Origin of the sequence: Mucilaginibacter aquaedulcis, from assembly GCF_030409325.1 — a bacterium.
Classification (GTDB): Bacteria; Bacteroidota; Bacteroidia; order Sphingobacteriales; family Sphingobacteriaceae; genus Mucilaginibacter; species Mucilaginibacter aquaedulcis.
This window is the reverse complement of record NZ_JAUFPR010000002.1, coordinates 140,865-164,804: the sequence shown is the minus strand read 5'-3', so window position 1 is coordinate 164,804 and position 23,940 is coordinate 140,865. Positions and strand designations below refer to the sequence as shown.

At 40.2% G+C, this 23,940-nt stretch carries 18 protein-coding genes; 12 read left to right on the top strand and 6 right to left on the bottom strand.

What is annotated here, in order from left to right; all coding sequences use genetic code 11:
* Positions 1–4 precede the first annotated feature (4 nt).
* From dgoD to QWZ01_RS05290, 4 genes are read left to right on the top strand one after another with little or no spacing between them, the layout of a single operon-like run.
* Complete coding sequence (gene dgoD, locus QWZ01_RS05305; protein WP_290322226.1) at positions 5–1,153, top strand: galactonate dehydratase; 1,149 nt, start codon at positions 5–7, stop codon at positions 1,151–1,153.
* Between the two features lie 18 nt (positions 1,154–1,171).
* Positions 1,172–2,473, top strand: coding sequence for an MFS transporter (locus QWZ01_RS05300; protein ID WP_290322225.1), 1,302 nt, complete (start codon positions 1,172–1,174; stop codon positions 2,471–2,473).
* Entirely contained in the window at positions 2,470–3,450 is a 981-nt protein-coding gene (locus QWZ01_RS05295; protein WP_290322224.1) for a 2-dehydro-3-deoxygalactonokinase, read from the top strand. The genes QWZ01_RS05300 and QWZ01_RS05295 overlap by 4 nt, the downstream gene beginning before the upstream one ends.
* 1 nt (position 3,451) lies before the next feature.
* Positions 3,452–4,111 carry a bifunctional 4-hydroxy-2-oxoglutarate aldolase/2-dehydro-3-deoxy-phosphogluconate aldolase gene (locus tag QWZ01_RS05290; protein ID WP_290322223.1) on the top strand — a complete coding sequence of 220 codons (660 nt, stop codon included), beginning with the start codon at positions 3,452–3,454 and terminating at the stop codon, positions 4,109–4,111.
* A 55-nt stretch (positions 4,112–4,166) separates the two neighbouring features.
* On the opposite strand, the gene QWZ01_RS05285 is transcribed toward QWZ01_RS05290, so the two are convergent.
* Entirely contained in the window at positions 4,167–6,011 is a 1,845-nt protein-coding gene (locus QWZ01_RS05285) for an alkaline phosphatase (protein WP_290322222.1), read from the bottom strand.
* Between the two features lie 340 nt (positions 6,012–6,351).
* Here QWZ01_RS05285 and QWZ01_RS05280 point away from each other — a divergent pair, with 340 nt between their 5' ends.
* The 3 genes from QWZ01_RS05280 (at position 6,352) to QWZ01_RS05270 (ending at position 10,243) form a co-directional block, all read left to right on the top strand.
* A complete protein-coding gene (locus tag QWZ01_RS05280) occupies positions 6,352–6,696 on the top strand; it encodes a hypothetical protein (RefSeq protein ID WP_290322221.1) in 345 nt (114 codons plus the stop codon).
* Between the two features lie 87 nt (positions 6,697–6,783).
* Entirely contained in the window at positions 6,784–8,697 is a 1,914-nt protein-coding gene (locus tag QWZ01_RS05275) for an ulvan lysase-like protein (protein ID WP_290322220.1), read from the top strand.
* Positions 8,698–8,944: 247 nt separating this feature from the next.
* Positions 8,945–10,243: an NAD(P)/FAD-dependent oxidoreductase gene (locus QWZ01_RS05270; protein ID WP_290322219.1), complete on the top strand. Its 1,299-nt coding sequence runs from the start codon at positions 8,945–8,947 to the stop codon at positions 10,241–10,243.
* A gap of 58 nt (positions 10,244–10,301) precedes the next feature.
* On the opposite strand, the gene QWZ01_RS05265 is transcribed toward QWZ01_RS05270, so the two are convergent.
* Entirely contained in the window at positions 10,302–10,952 is a 651-nt protein-coding gene (locus QWZ01_RS05265; RefSeq protein WP_290322218.1) for an HD domain-containing protein, read from the bottom strand.
* A gap of 67 nt (positions 10,953–11,019) precedes the next feature.
* Positions 11,020–11,883: an AraC family transcriptional regulator gene (locus tag QWZ01_RS05260; protein ID WP_290322217.1), complete on the bottom strand. Its 864-nt coding sequence runs from the start codon at positions 11,881–11,883 to the stop codon at positions 11,020–11,022.
* A 213-nt stretch (positions 11,884–12,096) separates the two neighbouring features.
* Here QWZ01_RS05260 and QWZ01_RS05255 point away from each other — a divergent pair, with 213 nt between their 5' ends.
* Entirely contained in the window at positions 12,097–12,468 is a 372-nt protein-coding gene (locus QWZ01_RS05255; RefSeq protein WP_290322216.1) for a DMT family protein, read from the top strand.
* Between the two features lie 11 nt (positions 12,469–12,479).
* Here the strand turns inward: QWZ01_RS05255 and QWZ01_RS05250 are convergent, their stop codons facing one another.
* Entirely contained in the window at positions 12,480–12,851 is a 372-nt protein-coding gene (locus tag QWZ01_RS05250; protein WP_290322215.1) for a response regulator, read from the bottom strand.
* Positions 12,852–13,057: 206 nt separating this feature from the next.
* On the opposite strand from QWZ01_RS05250, the gene glgX reads away from it, so the two are divergent.
* The 3 genes from glgX to treY are packed head-to-tail and all read left to right on the top strand — an operon-like array spanning position 13,058 to position 21,207.
* Positions 13,058–15,202 carry a glycogen debranching protein GlgX gene (gene glgX, locus QWZ01_RS05245; protein WP_290322214.1) on the top strand — a complete coding sequence of 715 codons (2,145 nt, stop codon included), beginning with the start codon at positions 13,058–13,060 and terminating at the stop codon, positions 15,200–15,202.
* Complete coding sequence (gene treZ / locus QWZ01_RS05240; protein ID WP_290322213.1) at positions 15,180–17,018, top strand: malto-oligosyltrehalose trehalohydrolase; 1,839 nt, start codon at positions 15,180–15,182, stop codon at positions 17,016–17,018. The genes glgX and treZ overlap by 23 nt, the downstream gene beginning before the upstream one ends.
* Positions 17,011–21,207, top strand: coding sequence for a malto-oligosyltrehalose synthase (gene treY, locus QWZ01_RS05235; protein ID WP_290322212.1), 4,197 nt, complete (start codon positions 17,011–17,013; stop codon positions 21,205–21,207). The genes treZ and treY overlap by 8 nt, the downstream gene beginning before the upstream one ends.
* Before the next feature lie 223 nt (positions 21,208–21,430).
* On the opposite strand, the gene QWZ01_RS05230 is transcribed toward treY, so the two are convergent.
* The gene (locus tag QWZ01_RS05230) at positions 21,431–22,048 is read right to left on the bottom strand and encodes a TetR/AcrR family transcriptional regulator (RefSeq protein ID WP_290322211.1); all 618 of its coding nucleotides are present in this window, start codon (positions 22,046–22,048) and stop codon (positions 21,431–21,433) included.
* Between the two features lie 169 nt (positions 22,049–22,217).
* Here QWZ01_RS05230 and QWZ01_RS05225 point away from each other — a divergent pair, with 169 nt between their 5' ends.
* A complete protein-coding gene (locus QWZ01_RS05225; RefSeq protein ID WP_290322210.1) occupies positions 22,218–23,333 on the top strand; it encodes a mechanosensitive ion channel family protein in 1,116 nt (371 codons plus the stop codon).
* Here QWZ01_RS05225 and QWZ01_RS05220 read toward each other — a convergent pair.
* Complete coding sequence (locus QWZ01_RS05220; protein ID WP_290322208.1) at positions 23,330–23,815, bottom strand: DUF4126 family protein; 486 nt, start codon at positions 23,813–23,815, stop codon at positions 23,330–23,332. The genes QWZ01_RS05225 and QWZ01_RS05220 overlap by 4 nt on opposite strands.
* Between the last annotated feature and the right edge of the window lie 125 nt (positions 23,816–23,940).

Here is a 23,940-nt window from a genome sequence, read left to right as displayed (position 1 = left end):
CAAATTGAAAATAAAAAGCTTTGAACTATTCGAGGTTCCTCCCCGTTGGTTATTCTTGAAAATTGAAACAGATGAAGGCATAACCGGCTGGGGCGAACCCGTAATTGAAGGTAAGGCTGCTACCGTTAAAACCGCCGTTACCGAACTGATGAATTATATAATTGGGAAAGACCCGATGAATATTGAAGATCATTGGAATGTGATGTATCGTGGAGGTTTTTACCGGGGAGGCCCAATATTAATGAGCGCTATTGCAGGTATAGATCAGGCACTGTGGGATATTAAAGGTAAGTATTACGATGCTCCGATACATCAGCTAATTGGCGGAAAGGCCCGTGAAAAGATCAAAGTTTATTCCTGGATCGGCGGCGACAGACCGGCCGATGTTGGTCGTGCGGCAAAGGAAATGGTTGACGCAGGTTTTACGGCGGTTAAAATGAACGCAACTGAAGAATTACAATATGTTGATTCGTATGATAAAATCGATCAGTCTGTGGCACGTATCGCAGCTGTGCGTGAGGCAGTTGGCAGCAGCGTTGGTATAGGCATAGATTTTCATGGCCGGGTACATAAACCCATGGCAAAATTCCTGGCTAAAGAGCTGGAGCAATACCGGCCTATGTTTATTGAAGAACCGGCACTACCCGAAAACAATGAGGTATTGCGCGAAATTGCCCAACATACCTCCATCCCAATTGCCTGCGGTGAAAGGATGTTTTCAAAATGGCATTTCAAAAATCTGTTGAAAGATGGGTATGTGGATATTATCCAGCCCGATCTGTCGCACGCCGGCGGCATTACGGAGTGTAAGAAAATAATTTCCATGGCCGAGGCCTTTGATGTAGCAGCAGCACCGCACTGCCCATTAGGGCCTATTGCACTGGCTGCCTGCCTACAGGTTGATGCTACCTGTCACAATGCCTTTATACAGGAACAAAGCCTGGGGATACATTACAACCAGGGCAGCGATATATTAGATTACGTAGCCGACCGCAATGTATTTAAATATGAGGATGGCTTTGTCAAAATACCCAACGGGCCCGGCTTGGGCATTGAAATAAATGAAGATCATGTACGCAAAATGGCAGCAATAGGTCATAACTGGACAAACCCGGTTTGGCGCCATGAAGATGGCAGCGTGGCCGAATGGTAAACAGATTAAAATGACAAAATGGATAAGGCCGGCTTCCAAAGCAAACCAACACGGGTACGATTTCAAATCTTAGCTTTTCTGTTTATTAACGTGGTGATCAACTACATGGACAGGACTAACATCGCTGTGGCTGCATCATCTATAAGCGGAGAACTAAATCTGAACAATTTTCAGTTAGGGCTGGTGTTTTCCGCATTCGGGTGGACGTACGTTGCCTCTCAAATTCCGGGAGGTATACTAATCGATCGTTTTGGGCCCCGGTTGCTTTACGCTATAACCTTAATATCATGGTCTGTAGTTACGCTTTGCCAGGGTTTTATAAAAGGATTTGCTGCATTACTTGGCTTGCGTTTAGCTATAGGTATATTTGAGGCGCCTTCATACCCCATCAATAACCGTATTGTTACCCACTGGTTTCCAAACCATGAAAGAGCATCGGCCATCGCCTTTTACACAAGCGGCCAGTTTATAGGTCTTGCTTTTTTAACTCCTTTGCTGGCCATTGTGCAACAGTATTTTGGTTGGCGCGGCCTGTTTATCATCACTGGCGCGGTTGGTGTTTTATGGGGAATAATATGGTACTACCTCTATCGCGACCCTAAAGAACATTCCGGTGTTAACCAGGCTGAGCTTGATTACATAGCTGACAATAGAGCAGATATAACAATGCCGACAGATAAACCCAATTTAACCTGGTCATCATTTAAACAAGTATTTATGCATCGTAAATTATGGGGTATTTATATTGGTCAGTTTGCAGTTACCTCAACCTTGTGGTTCTTTTTAACATGGTTTCCTACTTATCTCATAAAATACAGGGGGCTAAACTTTTTAAAAACCGGATTTCTGACATCTATACCTTTTCTGGCGGCCTTTGCAGGCGTGCTGCTGGCAGGCTTTTTTTCTGATCATCTCATTAAAAAAGGATATTCATTTGGCGTAGCCCGAAAAACACCAATTATCGCCGGTTTGTTGCTATCCATGGTTATTGTTGGAGCTAATTATGTAGAAAGTACCCCGCTTATTATCCTTTGCATGTCGGTAGCATTTTTTGGTAATGGGCTTGCTTCTATAACCTGGGTGTTTGTATCGGCATTGGCACCTCCCAATTTAATTGGGGTTACGGGTGGTGTTTTTAATTTTATAGGCGGTTTATCATCAATTGTTGTACCACTGCTTATAGGCTTACTGGCTGGGGCCGGAAACTTTAAGCCAGCCTTAATATTCATAAGTTCGCTGGCTTTTATTGGTGCATTATCATATATTTTTTTGGTTGGCAGTGTTAAGCAAACAAATTCTTTAGTAGTTTCATCATCATGAACATTTTTTTAAGCTGCGACTGGGGAACAAGTACCTTAAGACTAAATCTTGTTAACAGTGAAAACGGAAATATACTTGCCAGCGAACATTCGGACCAGGGAATAGCCAAAACCTTTTCCATATGGAATACAGCAGATAATGCCAATAAAAACTCACGCATACCTTTTTACCTTGATATATTACAGCATCACATTAAAAATATAGAACTCAGATTAAATATATCCTTAGGCGGGACAAAACTATTCATCTCGGGCATGGCCTCGTCAACAATGGGTCTTATAGAACTACCCTACAGCGAACTGCCTTATATGTTATCAGGGCCTGAATATAATTTGAAACATCTGCCTGTACAGGACAATTTTAATCACCAGGTAATCATCATTTCGGGAGTTAAAAGCAATGATGATGTTATGCGGGGTGAAGAAACACAATTAATTGGTTGTATTGACACCATTACCGATACAAGTAAACCGCAGTTGTTTATATTTCCGGGCACCCACTCCAAGCATATCTACGTTAATAATAATACCATCATCGGTTTTAAAACATACATGACGGGCGATTTTTTTGAGCTTTTATCCCAAAAAAGTATCCTTCAAAATTCTGTTGATAAAGAAACTGATCTGGAGCATCCGGAATATTCAGCAAGCTTTAAGCAAGGTGTAATTGATGCAGTTGAGTCAAACCTGCTTAATGCAGCCTTTAAAGTACGTACCAATAATTTGTTCAATATTTACAATAAAAACCAAAACTTCACCTACTTGAGTGGGTTATTGATCGGCACAGAACTAAAAGATCTTTCAGCATCTGATGCAGCAGCAATTCATTTAGTATGCGGTACAAATCTTGAAAAACACTACCGGCTTGCTTTACAAGAGTTAAAACTTGCCAAGCAAATAAACACTTATTCGCCTCAATGGGTTGATGAAGCAGTAGTTCGGGCGCATCACAAAATATATAATCAAACAGGTAATTAATATGAAAAATAAATTTTCAAACGAGCTTTTTGAAGCCGCTCCGCTTATAGGTATCATGCGTAATTTACCGGCAGAACATACGGCCATAATTGCTGAAAACTATTTACAGTCGGGGCTAACCTGCATGGAAATTACCATGAACTCCGCAGGCGCTGCAGAAAATATTGATATGCTTACAAAAAAATATGCGGGCAGGTTAAATATTGGTGCAGGCACTGTTTGCAATATGCATGATCTGGAAAAAGCATTGAAAGCCAACGCACAGTTCATAGTTACACCAATTATTAATAAGCAGGTAATAAAAGAATGCGTTGCCGAAAAAATACCGATCTTTCCTGGAGCCTATACCCCATCAGAAATATACAAGGCATGGCACCTTGGGGCAACTATGGTGAAAGTGTTCCCGGCAACATCATTGGGCCCCAGCTATATTAAAGAGGTATTAGCGCCCTTGAATTACCTGAAGCTTTTGCCTACCGGGGGCATCGGACTAAACAACCTTAGCACTTATTTAACAGCAGGAGCTAAAGGAGTAGGTCTTGGAAGCCATCTTTTTCCGGCGGATATTATTGAAAAGCAGGATTGGGCGGCACTACAGAAAACATTTGTCCTTTTTAAGGAAGCCTATACCAATTATATGAGTAACAGCAATAAGGTTTAAAACAACAAAATGCCTTAAATTAATCATTTAAAGCGTTTTGTTGTTTTAAAATGCACTATTTTTTCTGGATAAGATTAAGCAATTTATCAAATATCGCTGTATTGGGATATGCGCCTTTAAAATCGCCAGAGTGAGGCCCATAAGCGAAAACCGGCACCGGGGTACCCGTGTGGTCATTAGTGCTAAAGTCGCCCCAAACGTATCCGTTAGCTATATTACCATCCAGTAAGGTTAAACCTCCTGTTTCGTGATCGGCAGTAATCACTACAAGTGTTTCACCATCTTCGTCGGCAAACCGTAAGGCATCTCCAACTACACGGTCAAAGTCGCTGTTTTCTGTTACCACCTGTTTAAGGTTGTTATTATGGCCACCATGATCAATTTGTGAGCCTTCAATCATCATAAAAAAACCTTCAGGGTTATTTTTAAAAGTAGTTGTAACCTTGTTAAAAGCCTGAGGCAGGTAATTCCCTCTACCTTCCATTTTAGGGCGGGTCACACTATCATCCATCAATGCTACAATTTTTTGGGATGGTGAGTTTAAAAACTCGTTAAAATTACGGATGATCGTATAGCCTCTTTCTTTAAGTTTATCTAATGGGGTTTTCCCGTTAACTTTCTGCGTAAAATCCTTATATCCGGAACCTAACAAAATATCAATCGGTGTAGACACCATATCATTTGCTATGGCCGTTCCATTGCTTCTTTCAGACTGGTGTGCGTAAAAAACTGCAGGCGTGGCATCAGTTAACTCGCAGGCTACAATATCCGCTGTTTTCTTTCCGGCTTCAGCGCTGTAAACCGCTAATGATTTTAAAGGTTTACCTGATGCATCTACCCCTACTGCCCTGTCATTGGTTTTTTGGCCTGTAGCAAATGCGGTACCTCCAGCTGCCGAATCAGTAATGTAAGCATCAGCAGCATTGGTTATTGAAAATCCAATAGTTGGGATCTGCAATATATTCAATTGGCCCCTATTAGCGGTGTAGGTTGAGTAAATTTGCGACAGTCCCATACCATCTCCAATGCATAAAATAATGTTCTTAACCTTTTTTAATGAACCGTCGGACTTATAAGTGGGATGGTATATTTCATAAGGTGCGGTTGCCACGTATTCGTTACGAGGCTTATTATTCAAAAAGTCGCCAAGTTCTTCTATCTTATCTGTACCTATTACATCAACACCGAGGCGCATAAGGGCCAGCCAGCTGCTTTTAGTATCAGGTGTTTCCCAAAAACGAATCTTTTTACCGGCATTGTGCACACTATCTATACCGCCTTTTATTTTGGTAATCTCTTCCTTGTTCAATACACCTTTTCCATTCCATTTGAGGTATTTGCCAAACGGAAAACTTACCAGCCCAATACGTTTCCATTGGTCAGTGGTAAATCCGTTTAGGTGATCAACATCAAATGAGATCCACTCCGGGTAATTTTTGAATTCGGCAGGAGGAGGCACGGCACCTGTCATCACTATAGATAAACGGCCAGGGTGTCCCGGATAGGAAAAATATTGCTCAAGTGGTTTAAGCTCCTTTATAACCAGGGGCAACACCGCTTTATGATCTTCCTTGATTTCTATGAGCAAGCGCAGCTGTCTTTGGTTATCTCTTTGAAACTTTTCTATCAGTGGATTAATATATAACAACTCCAATGATCGCTTAGGATTAATATCTTTTTTATCGTGGGCTACCATGAGTTTACCATTCACGGCAAACACATCAGCTTCTATGGAGCCGAAGCCTTTTTCATACGCTCGAAAAAACGGAATATTATTGTGGTAATCATTGTGCGAGTGTGCATCTGCTACAGTATATGCTTTTGTTTGTGCATTTGCAGTTAAGCCACTGTTAGCCAGCACTCCTACTATTGTTATTATTCTTGTAAGTTTATTCATCATACTTTTTATATCAAATGGCATTGGCCAAATACATTTGTTTTAATTTTTGCCAAAGAAACTGTTATGTTGTTAAGCCAAATTAAAATAAATATTAAAGCTACCTCTTTTGCTCAGTCGTAATTTTTTATATTTAATAACTAAATCCTGCAAACCCCTAAAAATCACCACTATGCCAAATCATCTGTCATTTCTCGGAATCATTCACACCATAATCAGTGTAATTGCAATTATTGTTGCCGTTGTTGCTCTGTTTCGTTACGGTAAAATTAGTTCCGAAAATGGGATAGGCAAGTTATATATTATTTTAACAATCATAACCTGTTTAACAGGTTTCCCAATCATGAGAACAGGACAACCTACCGCCGGGCATGCCCTTGGGGTAATTATTCTGGTTATATTACCTATAGCTATTTATGCCAGATCAATACGCTTTTTTGGAAGAGCCGCTGATTATATACAGATCATTTTAATGTCGTTAACACTTTTTTTTTCCATGATACCGGCAACTGTAGAAAGCTTAACAAGGCTACCTATTAGCCAACCATTAGCCAGCGGACCCGACTCGCCCCTGGTGAAAATGTGGCTTGGCATTTGGTTCGTACTTTATATAGTTGGTACTATATACCAGGTTGTAAAACTAAGGAACAGTAAAAAAGCGACCGGCGGGACTGTTAACTTTGGATAAATTATACAGCTTTTTTTTATACCAAAGACTTTTAATACCGTGTCATTTTAAACCGGATTATATTTGTTTCCCAATTATTCTCTACCGATGACGTTTTCCCGAAGAAGTTTTATAAAAACAACCGCCATAGGTACGGCCGGGCTTATCTGCGCCTCTCCTTTCGCCGATGGTTTTGCATTAACCCCGTTACCTGCATCAACAGACCTTTATGCTTTAAGCGAACAATTATTAAAACAATGGGCTAAGGGCTTACTTGATCTTCAGGTTTTGGATAAAGCAAATACCAATAACTATGGCGGCATATATTGCCCGGCGAATAAAACAGTTCATGGCAGAGTTGGCGATGCGATATATCCATTTTACTACCTGGCCGAAAAAACTAAAGACTCCAGGTATATTGATGCAGCCACATTGCAATACCGTTGGATGGAACGAAGGGTAAGTCAACCGGATGGGTCCTGGCTAAACGAACCAGTTAAGGATTCATGGAAGGGAACCACTGTATTTTCATCAATAGCCTTAGCCGAAACCCTGAAAAATCATGGTTCAATTATGGATAATGGGTTAAAGAAGGAAATTGCCGACCGTTTACTGAAAGCTGCCGATTACATTTATAATAACTTTTCTATAAAATACGGAAACATTAATTACCCAATAACGGCATCCTACGCCCTCTCATTAATTGGCACCATGCTCGATGTTCCAAAGTATAAAATCAAAGGCCGGGAGCTTGCACATAGCGCATTAAATTATTTTACGCCCAAAAATGGCTTCTTACAGGGTGAAGGCGGCCCGATTGACAAACCAAGTCCTAAAGGATGTTTCTCTATTGATCTTGGCTATAACGTAGAAGAATCGCTGCCATCATTAGTATTATATGGATTATTAAATAACGATGAAGAGGTGCTTACAATGGTAACCCGCAGTTTGCATACCCATATGGAATTTATGTTACCCGACGGGGGTTGGGATAATAGCTGGGGTACCCGCAATTATAAATGGACCTACTATGGCAGTCGCACCACTGATGGCAGCCAAACAGCTTATGCTCTAATGGCTCATCGCGATGCACGATTTTATAAGGCGGCATTAAAAAACACGCGGTTTTTACAAGAGTGCACTAAAGATAATCTATTACAGGGCGGGCCGCATTACGCATCACACAATGTGCCTGTATGTGTGCATCATACGTTCTGTCATATCAAGTCGCTGACAACTATTCTTGATCATCCGCACATCAATCCTAAAGTAAATATACGCACCATAAAACTTCCCCGTGAGGAGATTTACGGAGGGCATTTTTTCAGGGATATACAAACATGGCTTATCGCCAAAGGTAACTTCAAGGCAACTATTACGGGTTACGACAGGGAGTATAAAGAATATAAGAACGGGCATGCCTCGGGTGGTGCTATGACCATGTTATGGCATCAAAAAACCGGCCCTATATTTACAGCAAGCATGACCGAGTATCAAATGATCGAGGCCGATAATATGCAGGCTGATACCGACCCATTGGCTATGCCCCTAACGCCACGCATAGAATTACGAACGATTACTGATATATTCATGAATATCTGCGATCTGGACGCTCGGATTGAGCGCGAAATTACTCATGATTCAGTGATCATTAAAACCCGATCTAAACTCGTTAACAAGAACCAGCAAGATCCTAAATCGGGCGAGCTTAATTGCCGGGTAAACTATCACTTCACTGATAAAAGTGTCAGTATCAAGTTCAACTTTGATAAAGGTTTTAATGACGGAAAAGTAAAGATCATTTTACCGGTGATATCCAGTTCAACAGAAAAACACTCCCTTAACAACAACCAGATCCGTATTTATAAAGGTTCAGCTATCTTACAGATCACATCAACCGCCAAATTAACACTAATGCCTACTACTATAAAAAATAGAGTGTTTAATTTTGTACCCGGGCTCGAAGCAATTCCCCTGAGCATTGATCAGAATGAGGCGATCATCACCATTGAAGTGATCTGATGATTTTTAGTGAATAATAAGTTTGTTCGCAAAGAATGCCCAACATAGCTGATATTTCTACCAGCACTTAGGCTGATACTTAAAAGTTTTCTGCCTTTTTTTAAAGGATTAAACCCACCACTAAGTGTAAATATTACACCTTAATCATCCTATTGTAAACTGTTACTTATACAACTGTAATACAGATACAAAAAGTTAAATTTTAGGTATATTTGTGTATAAAGTACACTATCAAATCATCAAAATAATGAGCTCCATAAAAACTATACCGGCAACAATGGGCGATGCTCAAAACGCCGTTAAAAAAATTGTTATTATTGGGGGTGGTTTTGCAGGTATTAATCTTGCCGAACAAGTAGCCAAAAACAAAAACTATCAGGTAATCTTGCTTGATAAAAACAACTATAACTATTTCCCACCCCTGCTTTACCAGGTGGCAACCAGCTTTCTTGACCCTTCAGATATTAGCTATCCGTTTCGTAAAATGTTTCGTAATAAAAGGATAACCTACAGGATGGCCGAGGTATTAAAGATAGACGCGGCTTCACAAACCGTACATTTAACCAACGAAGAACTTAAATATGATTACCTGGTATTTGCATCAGGTGCACGAATAAACTTTTTTGGAATGGAAAATGTTCAAAAGAACGCCATACCAATGAAAACCATTGACGATGCCCTGCGCATGCGTAATGCCTTGCTGCAAACAATGGAACAGGCTGCCATGACAAAAGATATGGCCGAACGCAGAAAACTGTTAACCATTGTGGTAGCCGGCGGAGGCCCTACGGGCGTTGAAATAGCGGGTATGCTGGCCGAAATGAAGAAAAATATCTTCCTGAAAGATTATCCTGAACTTAAGGGTACTCTTGGAGGCATTTATATAGTTGACGGTGGTAAAAACCTTTTGGGCCCAATGAGCGAAAAAACTCACCAGGAGGCTTATGATGTATTATCTAACCTGGGTGTTAAAATAAAACTTAACACTTATGTTAAGGATTACGACAAAAACCAGGTAACCTTATCAACCGGTGAAACTATTGAGGCTAAAACATTGATATGGGCCGCTGGTATAACCGCTAACACTTTTGAAGGTATTCCTGAAAGCAGCTTGGGTATTGGCCGTAGGATGATCACCGACGAATTTAACAAAGTAACAGGCTTTGATAATATTTATGCCATTGGCGACGCAAGTATTCAAATAACCGACGAAAGGTACCCGAAAGGACACCCTCAATTGGCGCAAGTTGCTATACAACAAGGCCGTAATCTGGCTAAAAACTTCAATGCCATGCAACAAGGGAAGCCTTTAGCTACCTTTAATTATTACGATAAGGGAGATATGGCGATCATTGGCCGAAATAAAGCGGTAGTTGACCTGTTCAAAAACAAACTGCATATTGGCGGTGCTATAGCTTTATTCATGTGGTTATTTGTACACTTAATATCACTGGTAAACTATCGAAACAAGTTAAAAACCCTGTATAACTGGGCTACAGCTTATATGTCAAAAGATCAATCGCTCAGGATGATCTTCAGAGCATAACCAATATTTTATTCATCATGCAGGTATACAACAACCTGCATGATGATATAAACTACAATCACTCGCTCCAGGGTGAATGCAAAATGCAATCGCAAAAGTTTTTACGGTGAAAATTAGGGATCATATAGGCACACACATCTGCCTTTATGTTGCCAAATGTGGTTTCCGTTTTATGTTCAAACCCACCAAAAAACGTTGGGATAATATTTTTCTTAAAATCATTACGTGGAAATGCCGCTATGATCTCTTCACGGTTATCTGCACTAAGATTTTCATATCCTTCTCCCATAACATCAAGCCCTACTCCCGAATACATTAATGCTACTTCAGGTTCTTTATGTTCGGCAATACCAATGGTTGTATGTAAGGCTATAGTGTCCCATACTAATTGCAATGATTCTTTCGGTAAACCATGGCTCTTCAGAAAATCACGGGCCGCATTGGCTCCATCAACCTCAAAACGCAGATCGGAGCTGCTGTAATGTTTGGTTAACCCCAGATCATGAAACACCGAACTCACATATAATAACTCTGCATCATATTTTAAATTATTGCGATTTCCGTTAAGTGAGGAAAAAAGGAACACTCTTAATGAGTGATTGTAGATAAATTCTGTACCATGCGTTAACAAAAGCTCTGTAGCCTGATTGGCTATGGTACTATCAGGAATAACAATTCCCGCTACTGATTTTAATTTATTTACTGACATGTTTGTTGATTTTATATCAACAAAATTACTGACTGCACTCCCCCTCAGGAATGTCAAAAACAGTGAATCACATGCCAATATTTACAAACCGGTCACGATAGTTGTTAGGCGATATTTGTGTGTTCTTTTTGAAAAAATGACTGAACTGATCCGGCGTTGAAAAGTTAAGATGGAAAGCTATCTCCTTTACCGGTTTGGATGAAAATTGCAGCGATCTTTTAGCCTCAGCAATAAGCTGACCGTTAATAATATCCTTCGCTCCCTTTCCACCGCAACGCCTGCACAGGTCAGACAGCTTACGGGCCGATATTCCTAACTGTTTTGCAAAATCAGCCACTTCGCGCGTGGTTTGGTACTGGGTACTCACTAATTCAATAAACCTACGGTAAAGCTGGTTTTCATAGTTATCATATCCATCAATGAGTGACGCGTTTACATTGGCTATTTTGATCATGATGATCTTTAGGTACGCTGCCAGAGCATCCAATTTATTTGGATAATCTTCTTTTATAAATTCCCGGTAAAGTGTATTAAAAAGTATATCAAGCTCTGAATGATCAGCACTGTTCAATGGTAATTGCTGGTTAGCTGATGCATTGTTGAATAATACCGCTTTACAGTTGCTTGCGCTGCCAGGTGCTTTTTCCCAAAAGCAATCACCAAAAGAAAGTTCATATCCTATTATCTGAGTACCCGCATGAAAACCGTATAGTTGCCCTTTGGCTATCAGCAAAAGCTCATTACTTTTCAATTCAAAAACACTATCATCAATCTGAAGTGATCCTTCGCCATCATTAATAATAAATATCCGGTGATAATTGGCCCTGTAAATGCTTAACGTATCAAAGGCTTGATCTGGCAAATGATTTACGGAGAAAGAATCCTTCAAATCCTGATCTGCTTGTAATTGTAAAAAACTTTTCTCGCCCATGATATTTAATAACAAAATTATTAAACCTCAATGGTTAATGCGTCATTATCATTTAAGTTTTTGGCCTTATTATTTATAATAACGCGTTGGGCAAGAAAAACCAGCTGTGAGGGATTATTTTTGCACGGCTTGTTTTATAAATAGTAAAAATATAGCTTGCGCACTAAAACATCTGTCCATTAAATTGCTTAACTCATCTGTCAGCTATTATATATGAAAGGATTAAGAACAATTCTATTTTTAACCATATCCAACACATTCATGACCTTTGCCTGGTATGGGCATTTAAAATTTAAAGAATTTTCCTGGGGTAAAAACCTTGGTATCTTTTCAATAATTGTTATTAGCTGGGGGTTGGCCTTTTTTGAATATCTTTTTCAGGTACCGGCAAATGAAGGGGGATTTAAAGAAAATGGTGGACCATTTACCCTGGTTCAGCTTAAAACCATACAAGAGGCTATAACCTTGATTGTTTTTATGCTGTTCACACTAACATTCTTTAAAGATGAAAAATTGGGGTGGAATCACCTTGCAGGCTTTGCACTGATAGTGATGGCTGTATTTGTGATCTTTAAAAAATGGTAAATATGTTTAATTTATAATTTAACATAAGGCCTAATGTGCTTGTCGACTGTTTCAATAAGCTGGCTCATTTCAAATGGTTTATTAAGATAAGCATCGGCCCCGCATTCCTCAGCAATAGCGGCCAGATCTGTCCAGCCGGATATCAATATCACCGGAATATGACTTGTTAACGGATGATTTTTGAGGGCCACGCATAGCTCGCTGCCTAAACCGTCCATGAGGCGATTATCAATCAAAACTAAATTGGGCTCGTAAAGTATAATTCCCTTTATAGAACTTTTATGGAGGGTACCTCTGGTATCGTATCCCTCCTCTCTCAACATTAGTTGTATCGCTTCAGACAAATCGGCATCGTCTTCCACTACGAAAATTCTCTTACTCATTGGATTTAATTGGTTTAGATATATAAATCTACATATAATCAAATACAAATCAATTATTTATTAACAAACCTTAATTACAAATTTTCATTTTTCCAGGCTTGCACCTGATCATCCGTTAACACAAAAATTCATTAGGTACAAAACAATTCGTCTGTATTTCAATTTGAAGTGTAGAGAATTACAAGGACATATTTACCTGAACACTTATGAAAATAACAACATATCCCGGAAAACCATTTCCCCTGGGTGCTACCTGGGATGGCGAAGGCGTAAACTTTACGCTTTATTCTGAAAATGCTACTGGCGTAGAAATTTGCCTTTTTAATACTGCAGAAGATGAGGTTGAATCAGAGCGGATACCATTAACAGAATGTACCGACCTTACCTGGCATATTTATATACCGGGCTTAAAACCCGGGCAGTTATATGGATTTCGCGTTGATGGACCATATGAACCAGAAAACGGGCATCGTTTTAACCCCAATAAATTACTGGTTGATCCTTATGCAAAAGCAATTGCAGGAACTGTAAACTGGGACGATTCCTTATTTGGTTATGAACTTGGCAACCCCGATGAAGATTTGAGTTTTAGCAAAACAGACAATGCCGCCTTTGTACCCAAATCGGTCGTGATTGATCATAATTTTGATTGGGAAAATGATAAAAGCCCTAAAATTGAGTACTACAACACTGTAATATATGAGGCTCATGTAAAAGGCTTCACCAAGCTGCATCCGGAAATACCTGAAGAGATCAGGGGAACTTACGCGGGTATAGCTCACCCGGTAACTATAAATTATCTGAAAGATCTGGGCATTTCATCAATTGAGTTAATGCCGGTTCATCATTTCTTATCAGACAGGCATCTGGCTGATAAAGGGCTTACCAATTATTGGGGCTACAATACCATTGGCTTTTTTGCCCCTGATGCCCGTTATGCATCAGGTGGTGTACTTGGCGAACAGGTAAACGAGTTTAAAAACATGGTTAAAGAGCTGCATAAGGCAGGCATTGAGGTAATTCTTGACGTGGTGTATAACCATACAGGCGAAGGCAGCCAGCTTGGGCCAACCCTATCATTCAGAGGTATAGATAACGTTTCTTATTATCGCCTTACGGAGGATAAAAGATTTTATATGGATTACACTGGTACAGGCAATACGCTTAATGCCAATTTGCCCAACGTGCTGCGTTTAATGATGGATAGCCTGCGTTACTGGATAATTGATATGCATGTTGATGGTTTCCGTTTTGACCTTGCCGCTACCCTGGCACGTGAGCTGCACGAGGTAAATCGTCTGAGCGCGTTCTTTGATATTATTCATCAGGACCCTACCATATCGCAGGTGAAATTGATAGCCGAACCCTGGGACCTTGGCGAGGGCGGCTACCAGGTAGGTAAGTTTCCCTCGGGATGGGCAGAATGGAACGGCAAATACCGCGATAGTATCCGTGATTATTGGAGCGGGACTGAAAGTATGCTGGCAGAATTTGCCGACCGGATCACTGGAAGCTCCGATCTATATAAATCATACCGTCGGCCGTCGGCCAGTATCAACTTTATCACTGCGCATGATGGTTTTACCCTGAACGATCTGGTATCATACAACGAAAAGCATAACGAAGCCAATGGCGAGGATAATAATGACGGTGAAAGCCATAACCGTTCATGGAACTGTGGCGTTGAAGGCCCAACAGATGATGAGCTCATTAATAAACTAAGGGCCCGGCAAAAGAGGAATTTTTTAACAACGCTTTTCCTGTCGCAAGGTGTGCCCATGATGGTTGCGGGCGACGAAATGAGCCGCACACAGCAGGGTAATAATAACTCTTACTGCCAGGACAACGAAATTTCATGGATCAACTGGGAAAGCATGGATAAAGATCTTCATGAATTTACCCGGAAACTGATTCAATTGAGGAAAGAACACGCTGCCTTTTCACGCAAAAACTGGTTTAAAGGCGAATCTGTTAAGGGGGATGTTGCCGATATTGCCTGGTTTTTACCCGATGGTTCTGAAATGACTGAAGATAACTGGTCACATGATTTTGCAAAATCTATAGCTGTTTTTTTAAACGGATTAGGTTTACATACCGTTAACGCCGAAGGAAATAAGGTTGTGGACGACAGTTTCTACATTATTTTCAACGCGCACGATCAGCCATTGAAATACAAATTGCCCAAAAGCGAATATGCTCAGGATTGGGATCTGTTGATTGATACCTGTAAAAATACCGCTAATGAGGTTATTGGTCAGTATAAAGCTGAGGATACCATTCAGGTATCGGGCAGATCGGTTGTATTACTTCAACATCAATTGATACACAATGGAGGCACTAAGCATCAATAACAGGTCAATCGGTGTTAGTTTTAATAATTCTGGTATTGCTGAGGTAAGGGTATGGTCGCCAAAAGCAGAACTAATTTCTATTAAACTGGAAGTACAAATGCTACCTTTAGATAAGGACGAACACGGCTATTGGTCTTTAAATACAGATCAAATTAAACCTGGCGATCAGTATCGGTTTGAAATAAACGGTAAACCACTACCCGATCCGGCTTCACTTTCGCAACCAGAGGGCGTCCATGGCCCCTCTGAGGCTTTTGATGTAAACGCTTTTAACTGGACAGATAGCCAATGGCAAAACATTCCCCTTGCCGATTATATTTTTTATGAATTACACACCGGTACCTTTACTACTGGTGGCACCTTTAAAGATATTGAGAACCAGCTTGATTACCTGATTGAGCTGGGTATCACTGCTATTGAAATTATGCCGGTAGCTCAGTTTCCGGGAGAAAGAAACTGGGGCTATGATGGTGTGTTTCCGTTCGCGGTTCAAAACAGTTACGGAGGCCCTCAAGGTTTGCAGCAATTGGTCAATAGTTGCCATAATAAAGGACTTGCTGTGGTTTTAGATGTGGTTTATAACCATTTTGGCCCCGAAGGAAACTACGTAGGTCAGTTTGGGCCCTATTTTACCGACAAATATCAAACTCCCTGGGGTAGCGCCATCAATTTTGATGATGCCGGCAGCGATGAAGTAAGGCGGTATTTTATTGAGAATGTTTTGATGTGGTTCCGCGATTTTCATATAGATGCGTTACGCATGGACGCCGTACATGCCATTAAGGACCTCAGCCCAAAGCATATTTTACAGGAAATAAGCGAACGGGTTAATGAATTGATGACACAAAGCGAAAAAAATTATTACCTGGTGGTTGAATGCGACTTAAATAATTCGCGATTTATTACTCCTGTCGATAAAGGGGGCTATGGCATGAACGCCCAATGGACCGATGAGTTTCATCATGCACTGCGTGTAACTGCCGGCGGAGAAAGAAACGGGTATTATACAGATTTTAATGGTATTGAGGATCTTGCTAATGCTTACCAGAACGCTTATGTGTATCATGGTCAATATTCCGAACAACGACAAAAAACATTTGGTACCTCTACAAAAGGTATTGATGGGAAACGCTTTGTTGTATTCTCCCAAAATCACGATCAGGTAGGTAACCGTATGCTGGGTGAGCGCTCAAGCCAATTATTCAGTTTTGAAATGCAAAAACTAATGGCCGCGTCTGTAATGATCAGTCCGTTTTTACCATTGCTTTTTATGGGCGAAGAGAGAAGCGAATCCAACCCGTTTCAGTTTTTCGTAAGCCACTCAGATGAGGAATTAATCAAAGCGGTGAGAAAAGGTAGAAAAGCAGAGTTTGCAGATTTCCATATAAAAGGCGAAGCACCTGACCCGCAAGCTGTAGAAACCTTTCAGCGTTCTAAACTCAACTGGGCCAACATCAATCAGGAGCCTCACCAAACTATGCTGGAGTATTATAAAACCCTTATCCGGTTACGTAAGCATCAGCCTGCCTTGAAGACACTTAACCGTGAAAACATGAGCGTTGGAGTTGATATCCTAACCAACACCCTGCAAATTCAACGGTGGACAGAGGGCCAGCAACTCATTTGTTTTCTCAACTTCTCGGCTCAAAATCAAACGGTAATAGTACCTGATGATATCAATCAGTGGCAAAAGCTTTTTGATTCTGCAGAGCCAAAATGGAACGGGCCGCTTGCCTCCTCTCCGATCATAAGTACCGGTGAAGAATTAAAATTGTGCCCCGAATCTATATTATTATATACGCAATATCATGCATAGCCCAGTTGGTACTTACCGCATACAGTTTAATAAGGATTTTACCTTTAAACACTTTAAACGCATCATCCCATACTTAAAGCGTTTAGGAGTAAGTACCATATATGCCTCGCCTATTTTTGAAGCCACACCCGGAAGCACCCATGGTTACGATGTGGTAAATCCGCTAAACATCAACCCCGAAATTGGCACATTGGATGAACTTAAAAGCATCAGCCAAATTCTTAAAAAGTATAATATAGGCTGGCTTCAGGATATTGTGCCCAACCACATGGCCTTTCATCAAAATAATCTATGGTTGATGGATGTGTTGGAGAAAGGGCATCGTTCAGAATTTATTGATTTTTTTGATATTATTTGGTCGGCCCCCATATACAACAGCCGCCTAATGGTTCCATTTTTAGGCGTAACTTTTGAAGAGGCAATGAATAATGGTCAAATAAAAATTGACTTCAGGAACAATCAGTTCGTATTTACTTATGCAGATCAGCATTACCCTTTAAACCTTCAGGCATACATAACCATTTTGCAAGTGGTGTTAACCGACAGGCCCCGGGCGATCAATCAACTTATTGATGAGGCCAAAGAACTACACCAGGCCGATGCTATTAAAGCCTACAACATCAGATTTGAAGAATTAAAACAGCAACTCGAATCCTTACACAAACAGGCCTTAACTAAAAAATATTTAAAAAAGTGTATTGATCTGGTTAACAACCAACCTCTATTAATTCAAAAAATATCGGACGAGCAATACTATCAGCTATGTTACTGGCAGGAAACTGAAAAGCAGATCAATTACCGCCGCTTTTTCACAGTTAATGGGCTGATATGCCTTAATATGCAAATACCTGAGGTGTTTGATGAATGTCATAAGCTTATTAAAACTCTTTTAGATCAGGTCATTATTCAAGGGTTGCGTTTAGATCATATCGACGGTTTGTATGATCCAACCATGTACCTGCAGCGTTTACGCGAGCTCGCAGGGCCCGAAACCTATATCGTAGTTGAAAAAATATTGGAGGATGGTGAAACCTTTCCCGAAAACTGGCCTGTTCAGGGTAGCACCGGGTATGATTTCCTTGCCATAGCTAATAATCTATTCACGCAAACAGAAAGCAAAAAACTGTTTGCCGACTTTTACAAGGATCTTGTTACCGATCAAACATCCATATCACAGGCTATACTCAAAAAGAAATCGCTGATATTGCATGAGCACATGGCCGGCGAGCTTGAAAACCTGTATCAGTTGTTTTATGATCTGGAACTTATAGATAATAGCAAAGCTAAACCGGAAGAAATAAAAACCGTAATTGCCGAATTTTTGATCAGGTGCCCGGTTTACAGGTACTATGGTAACCAGGAGCCTTTGCCGGAGTATGAACAACAGGCGATCCAATCTATCTTTAAGAGCATCCGGGATGCCAAGCCTGATCTGGAAGAAACAGCTACACTCATTGAAAACGTTCTCATCCAGGAAGGCCGCCCTTCAGAATATGAGCAGCGATCACTACATTTTTATCTGCGCTGTATGCAGTTTACAGGGCCGCTGATGGCAAAAGGTGTAGAGGATACCCTTATGTATACCTATGATCGTTTTATTGGTCACAACGAGGTTGGTGATACTCCAAAAACCTTTGGTTTGCCAGTGAACGAATTTCATGAGCTTATGGGAAACAGGCAGAAACTATGGCCATTATCCATGAATGCCACTGCCACCCATGACACCAAGCGCGGAGAAGGAACCCGCGCCCGGCTCAATGTGCTTACAGATATAGCACAAAACTGGTTAGATACAGTTAAACACTGGCAAAACATCAATAGCGAACATAAAACTGATGGTGTACCTGATGCCAATGATGAGTATTTGATATACCAAACCATCATAAGCAGCTACCCCATGCCTGGCGAAAAAGATGACTTTCATCAGCGGATGGAAGATTACCTGATCAAAGGCCTGCGTGAAGCCAAGCTGCATACCCAATGGGCAGAACCTAATGAAGTTTATGAGGAAAGCTGCAAGAAATTTGTAAGCGGCTTGCTCAAATCTCAAAGTGAGTTTATGAAAAGTTTTCGCCAGCTTCATGCTACAGTGGCCGATTACGGTATCATCAACGACCTGTCGCAAACATTACTAAAGTTTACTTGCCCTGGCGTTCCTGACGTTTACCAGGGAACCGAATTTTGGGATCTGAGCATGGTTGACCCCGACAACCGTCGTTTGGTTGATTACGAAGCCCGTGCCCAAAGCTTAAATGAATTATTGTCGGCAAAAATAAACTCCATTAGTACCTTGTGGCCAGATCGTTATAATGCTAATATTAACCTTTGGCTCACGCAATTACTTTTTAATGAGCGCAAAAATGATACTGAAACGTTTGAAAAGCGAGCGTATATTCCGCTAAAGGTTAAGGGAAAATATAAGGAAAATATATTGGCTTATGCCCGTTATTATAAACATGACTGGTACGTGGTGGCCCTGCCCTTACATTTGGCACAAATTAATACCGATAGCAGTAAACCTAATGCTATTGATTGGGAAAATACCCGGATTATGCTCCCTGCAGAGGCACCCTTAAATTGGAGCAATTTACTAAGCGGTGCCAAATCTACCGATCTGGAAAGTATCGCTGTTAGTTATATTTTTAAAAATTTTCCACTCGCATTGCTTAAATCCTCATCATCGCCAAATATTCGAGGTGCCGGTATCTTGATGCATATAACCTCTCTTCCTTCCGCATTTGGTATAGGCGATGCAGGACCAGAAGCGCGTAAATTTGTCGACTTTTTATACAGAACCCGGCAAAAATATTGGCAAATGCTGCCGTTTAATCCTATAGAAGAAGCAAACGGCTATTCACCCTATAGCTCAAGATCAAGCATGGCTGCAAATACGTTGTTTATCAGCCCAGAAGATCTGGTTGGTGATGGGTTGTTAAGCACAGAAGATTTGGAAAAAAACAAGCTGATACATGACAGGCAGGCTGATTATAAAGAGGCAATAGCTATACGCAAAATCTTATTGGGTATGGCTTATCGTAATTTTAAGGAATTAGATAATGAGCATCTGAACACTTCATTTCTCAACTTTAAACAGCAGCAAGCTTATTGGCTGGATGATTTCGCGCTTTACGAGGTCATTAAGGCCGATCAAAAAGGAAAAGCATGGTATGAATGGCCAGTGGCTTATAAAAAGCGAGATACCAAAACACTAACTTTATTTGGCAAAGAAAAAGCATTGGAACTTGATAATATCAAATGGCAACAGTGGCTTTTTAGTAAACAGTGGTTAACATTAAAAACTTATGCCAATAACTTTGGTATAAAACTTTACGGCGACATTCCTTTTTATGTGAGCTATGATTCTGTGGATGTTTGGGCAAACCCTGAACTTTTTAAATTAAACAACAATGGAGAAATGACACATGTTGCTGGTGTGCCGCCTGATTATTTTAACTCCGACGGGCAACTATGGGGCATGCCTGTTTTTAATTGGGAAACGCTGAAACAAACCGGTTATCAATGGTGGTTTAACCGCATGCGCCGCAACATGGAATATTTTGATCTCTTGCGTTTAGACCATTTCAGGGCATTCAGCAAATATTGGGAAGTTACCGCCGGAGAATCTACAGCTATTAACGGAACCTGGCAGCCTGGACCTGGAGCTAACTTTTTTAAAACCGTTAAAAAAGAGCTTGGCGATCTTCCATTTGTTGCAGAAGATTTGGGCGAGATAACACCTGATGTATACCAGCTGCGTGATCTGTTTAATTTACCTGGGATGCGTGTAATGCAATTTGCATTTGGCGATGATATGCCTGTATCAGTACATACTCCCTACAATCATGCTCAAAATTCTGTTGCCTACACCGGTACCCATGATAATAATACTATACAAGGTTGGTACACGCATGACACCAACAAGGAAGATAGAAAACGGTTAAAAAATTATGTGGGTGGTAAAGTAAAGGCAGATAACATTCATAAAAAATTAGCCGAATTATGTTTTGGCTCAGTAGCGGATATTGTCATAATCCCGATACAGGATATTTTAGGATTGGATGAAACCAACAGGATGAACATTCCATCATCAACCAATGGTAACTGGACCTGGCGCCTTTCGGCCGATGCTATCACCCCAAAAATTGAAAAATGGTTAGTAAAACAAATGAAGTTCTTTAATCGCATTTGAGATAAGGTTAATGATCAAACATAAAAAAGCAGAATGGATGTAAATCCATTCTGCCAAATCACTCTAAAACAATCACCTCTATTTAATAGGAAGTTTTCTTTAAAAAATTCAGTGGGATTCATTTAAACCCCGTTAAATCATTTGCAGGCTCAAATGTAACTATAATATTACGGCTTGGTACTGAATACCAATATTTTGACCAATTATTGACTGTAATTAAGGCTTAGTACATTAAGCCCTTTATAAAAATATCAATCAACAAAAGTTTTTTGTCGTGTATCTCATCTAAATGCTCTTTACGCGGAAAGTTTGTTTTCTTCTGAGAAACTGCTCCTACCCTTATTCCATGCAGGGCATCAAGCAACAGGTCAACCAGTTCGTCCGGATTTTCAACTGGTTTAATAGAGCCGCGTTCAACTTCAGTTTTTACAGCTTTGCTTAATAAAGTTAATTCAGCTGAATGAACCTGCCCTACAATTTCCCATATGGTATCAGGAAGATTTTGTTCATTAAGCCTGAAAAAATCAAAGAAATTATAATTTCTTACAATAAAATCATGGTGAATATTAATCTGGAAAACGAAAGCTTCTTTGAGGTTTTTAAAAGTATCTAAATGGTCTTCTAAAACTTTCAGATAATCATTGGCTAACTTACGCATTACAGCAATGTAAAGCTGGCTTTTATCCGGGAAGTAATAATACAGGAGCGCCTTTGACATAGATAAATCGCCGGCAATTTCATTCATGGTTGTTTTTGAATAACCATAATGTAAAAACCGTTGATGAGAGGCTTCTAAAATCTTCTCTCTTTTTATATCCTGATGGTCATTGCCTGCAGCCATTACTAAAAATTATATAAACTTTAAAAGTCAAAACTAAATTCCTGACTTTTTTAACAAAACTATCAAAAATTCTATAAATATATGTATCAACATGCTTTACATTGATGATTAGCAAAACAATTTTACATTCCAACTATTTTTAGATATAGATTTATATAAAACATATACTATGAATATTGAAAATAAGTTGCCTGCCAATCTGCTTGAATTTGCCGACCACCTTCCTGCCTTTGTCTGGAACCTGATCATTGCCGTTGGAGCCATTCTGGCCGGACTGATTATCAAATTTATTGTTACTCAACTTTTTAAACTATATGCAAAAAAGGAAACTTCCTACTCTTTTTTCAGATCGGTAATAGTTAACCTGGGCCGGGCTATCACCTATTTTATACCGTTGTTTTTACTAAATCTGTTTATTCCGTTTATGCGGATGACTAAAGCATTTCAAACTCCTCTTGATAAAACCGTTGAAATTTTATTGACTATTTCATTTGCGGGTATTTTGGTACGCTCCATCAGGATATTGGAAGATTATATTTATCATACTTACGATCTAAGCAAAACCGATAATCTGAAGGAACGTAAAATACGCACCCAGATACAGTTTTTACGCAAGCTATTGGTAGTGATCATTGTTTTTGTAACCATAGCTATTATCCTGCTCAGTTTTGAAAGCATGCGTAAAATAGGCACCGGGCTATTAACCGGTGTGGGTATTGGTGGTATTATAGTTGGTTTTGCCGCACAAAATTCATTAGGGAACCTGCTTGCTGGTTTTCAGATCGCTTTTACTCAACCTATACGCATAGATGATGTACTGGTAGTTGAAGGCGAATGGGGACGCGTTGAGGAAATTACGCTTACTTATGTGGTTTTGAAAATATGGGATGAACGAAGGCTTATTTTGCCTATAAATTATTTTATCCAGAAACCATTTCAAAACTGGACACGCACATCGGCCGATATATTGGGCACTGTATTTTTATATATGGATCATACCATCCCGATTGATGAGATCAGGAACGAATTTGAACGGCTCATTGTAAAAACTCCGCTTTGGGATAAGCGTGTAAAAGTAGTACAGGTAACCGATGTAAAGGAGCATACCATTGAAATAAGGGTTCTCATGAGCGCAAGCACATCATCAAACGCTTTTGACCTGCGTTGCTATATCCGTGAAAACCTGATCACTTACATACAGCAAAATTATCCGGGCAGTTTACCAAGAACAAGAAACGAAGTGAGTAACCTTGAACAATATTTACAACCCAAACTGCAGGATTAAGAAAGACTTGCCAAGCCTACGCCACTGCCTATAACCAGCGCATCTTCAACTGCACCAATTATGGGATCAATGATATGGCTGGTTTTAACAGTGCTTCTGCGTAAAAAGAAACTACCATATGTGGAGGCAAAAGCCGCTGTGCCACCCAATAAGGCGCCAACAATAGCATTATTACCTACTGCCCTGTAAATACCTGCACCTGCAAGAGCTCCTGAAATTACGCGAAAACCAAGTGCTGCAGGTTTAATACGATTTGGTGCAGACGGTAACTTATCGCCTACAATTTCGCCCAAAGCTAAAACCTTGAGGGCAGCAGCGACATTTTTTGATTGCATAAACCCCAAAGGAGAGTGTTCCAGATTTTTCGATTGATGATGGCTCAATATATGACTGGTAATTGCAGGTGCCGATGTTGAGCGCATGCCCGCCAGTGTACCTAAACCAATAACCTGCCATAAGGGCTTTGATATTTTCAGTTGCATAAATATTTTGTAGCTATTTGTAAGTACAACCCATGCGCCCTGCATTATGTTCTGATTAAAAATCATAAATCAACCGGATAAAATTCTAAATTATTGAACATAAAAAAGCCGCACCCTGTTTAGGA